At 45.4% G+C, this 1,061-nt stretch carries 4 tRNA genes and 1 rRNA gene; all 5 read left to right on the top strand.

The window, feature by feature from the left end:
- Nucleotides 1-60: ribosomal RNA gene (locus ST37_RS05935) — 16S ribosomal RNA — on the top strand; the annotation flags it as partial.
- 120 nt (nucleotides 61-180) lie between these two features.
- Nucleotides 181-256, top strand: a tRNA-Glu gene (locus ST37_RS05930).
- A gap of 1 nt (nucleotide 257) precedes the next feature.
- Nucleotides 258-333 (top strand) — tRNA-Lys (locus ST37_RS05925).
- 35 nt (nucleotides 334-368) lie between these two features.
- Nucleotides 369-444: transfer RNA gene (locus ST37_RS05920), tRNA-Ala, on the top strand.
- Between the two features lie 67 nt (nucleotides 445-511).
- Nucleotides 512-587 (top strand) — tRNA-Val (locus ST37_RS05915).
- The last annotated feature ends 474 nt before the right edge of the window (nucleotides 588-1,061 follow it).

Here is a 1,061-nt window from a genome sequence, read left to right as displayed (position 1 = left end):
ACTGGGGTGAAGTCGTAACAAGGTAGCCCTAGGGGAACCTGGGGCTGGATCACCTCCTTAAACGATAGATTACTCATTATGAGTGTCCACACAGATTGATACGGTTTGTAAAGTAAAGAGATTTGTAAGCATCCCAATGCTTACACAATGCTTTTGCTGTTATGGCAAAGGCACACTAGTGTCCCGTTCGTCTAGAGGCCTAGGACACCGCCCTTTCACGGCGGTAACAGGGGTTCGACTCCCCTACGGGATACCATGGGTCGTTAGCTCAGTTGGTAGAGCAGTTGACTTTTAATCAATTGGTCGCAGGTTCGAATCCTGCACGACCCACCATTTCTTCCTTGTTGGTAACAACGAAGGAATTATATGGGGCTATAGCTCAGCTGGGAGAGCGCCTGCCTTGCACGCAGGAGGTCTGCGGTTCGATCCCGCATAGCTCCACCATTTCTTTCCGATAGCTTGCTCTCGAAAGAAATAGTCTGCTTTGACGATAAACTAGCACCACTTATGTGGGCGATTAGCTCAGTTGGGAGAGCACCTGCCTTACAAGCAGGGGGTCACTGGTTCGAGCCCGGTATCGCCCACCACTCTCTAAATATTCTTGGATGTCTCCTCCAAGCCACTGCAATCTATTAGTGGCTGGTTTTTGGACTCCGAGTGTCTTTAGAAAGTGCAATCTTTTTGCATTTGCTCTTTAACAATTTGGAAAGCTGACGAATAACATTTGATTAATGTTATTCAATTTAAAAGTTCTCAAATCCTAGTCTTACTCTTTTATTAGAGGAAGGATTAGGTACCAACACACATTCAAGTGTTCTTGGGAATGTATCCTTGCCAGGATGCATTCAAATTTGAGTCCGGCAAAATCGAATGCTGTCTCGCTCATTCAAATAATGAGACAGCGAACTTTGGTTACTGTTTGTCTTCACTTTTTAAAAGTGAAATCAAACGGCCAATACGAAACCTTTTCGGTGTTGTATGGTTAAGTGACTAAGCGTACACGGTGGATGCCTTGGCAGTCAGAGGCGATGAAGGACGTAATAACTTGCGATAAGCGTAGA

It is taken from the genome of Vibrio sp. qd031 (assembly GCF_002100145.1).
Classification (GTDB): domain Bacteria; phylum Pseudomonadota; class Gammaproteobacteria; order Enterobacterales; family Vibrionaceae; genus Vibrio.
The sequence above is the reverse complement of the archived record's forward strand: the minus strand, read 5'-3'. Positions and strand labels throughout refer to the sequence as shown.